The sequence below is a fragment of the Mycoplasma todarodis genome (genome assembly GCF_004335995.1).
Classification (GTDB): domain Bacteria; phylum Bacillota_I; class Bacilli_A; order Mycoplasmatales; family Metamycoplasmataceae; genus Mycoplasma_K; species Mycoplasma_K todarodis.
Genome location: NZ_PSZP01000069.1, coordinates 1 through 1,531, shown reverse-complemented (window position 1 = coordinate 1,531; position 1,531 = coordinate 1). Strand labels below are relative to the sequence as shown.

The window sequence follows — 1,531 nt, the reverse complement described above, 5'->3', positions numbered from 1 at the left end:
TTCATTAAAATAGCTAAAGGACTTGGAGCAAATGTTATCGTTTTCGATGAATATGCAGAAAAGAACTTCCCAGATACAGCTAAAAACCTAGGATTTACTTATGTAACAAAAGAAGAAGTTTTCTCTAAATCAGACTTCCTTTCATTACATGCACCTTTATTACCATCAACAAAATACATTGTTAATAAAGAAACATTAGCACTAATGAAACCATCAGCAGTTATTATTAATACTGCACGTGGACCTTTAATTAATACTGAAGATCTACTGGACGCATTAGACGCTGGAAAACTAAGAGGAGCAGGACTTGACGTTTATGAAAACGAAGCAGGTGTATTCTTCTTCGATAAATCAAACGAAGTAATGTCAGATGCACTTCTAACAAGATTAAGAGCTCAAGCATTCTTCACAGACTTAGCTCTAGCTCAAATTGCTGGAACTACAATGAATAATGTTGAACTTGCAATCAAAGGAGAAGATGGTCAAACAAGACTTATTCTTCAAGAAGATGGAAGAGTAACTAACGGATAATCCCTTATGGGATTTTTTCTTACTGTTTTTTATCAAAAAAATAAGTTGAGAATTAAAATAACAAGCAATAACAAAGTATTTTTACATTTTATAAAAAACAAATATTTGGGTGAGTAAAACAAAAATAAACTTTGTGATTTTCCTATAAATAAAAATAAATTTTAATAGATTGTTATTGTCTATTAATCCTTTGTATTTATTTTTTATTTTTTTGTATAATTAATCTATTAAATTAATATTTAAAAATAAAATCGAAAGGAAAATTATGAAAATTTTTAAGTTTTTTAAATTTAAAAAGCAAGACAGATTTAATGCTGAAGAACCAAAAGATAAATTAACATGAATGAAACATGGTTTCTCTGAATTCTTTGGAACAATTCTTTTATCATTAAGTTTGGCAGGTTTATCAACAATAGTTGCTGGTACAGACAAACCCGCAGAACTGTATTTCTTACACCCAGTTCTAGTTGGATTCTATGCAGGGTTTATTGCTGTTGGTGCAGTACTATTTATTTTCTTAAGATGATCATGTGATTTAAACCCAGCTGTTACAATTACTAGATTATTAAAAGGAACAAATACTTTAAGATACGGTATATTTAAAATTGTTATCCAAATGGTTGCTGGTATATTAACTGGTTTAATCATTTATGGATTTGGTAAATTAGGAAATGGAGCAGCTGCCAACCACGCTATTTCAGCTATAGGCGCTTCTAAAAAATCATTTACAGGAAAAATTGGATTAGGAAACAGTATCGCTGCTGGTGCAACATGAATCTTCTTTGTTGAATTAGTAATGACAGGAATTCTATTATTCCCAATCTTCTCAGGAATGATTTCAGATAAATATAGAGACTTTGGTATTATGTTTATTATTTCTCTATCAGTATGAATGGGTATCCTTGGTGGTACAGCTGCTATTAACCCAGCTAGAGGTATTGCTCAACAAGTTCCAGGATTATTCTTCGGTCATGAAGTTGGACATTCTGCAAGTTATGCT

2 protein-coding genes are annotated in these 1,531 nt (G+C 30.7%); both read left to right on the top strand.

All coding sequences use genetic code 4. The features are described 5' to 3' along the window. Positions 1–531: NAD(P)-dependent oxidoreductase (locus C4B25_RS04630; RefSeq protein ID WP_272482655.1), on the top strand; the 531-nt coding region annotated here is incomplete at its 5' end. Between the two features lie 265 nt (positions 532–796). Next, a partial coding sequence (locus tag C4B25_RS04625; RefSeq protein WP_131613985.1) for an aquaporin occupies positions 797–1,531 on the top strand: 735 nt, incomplete at its 3' end.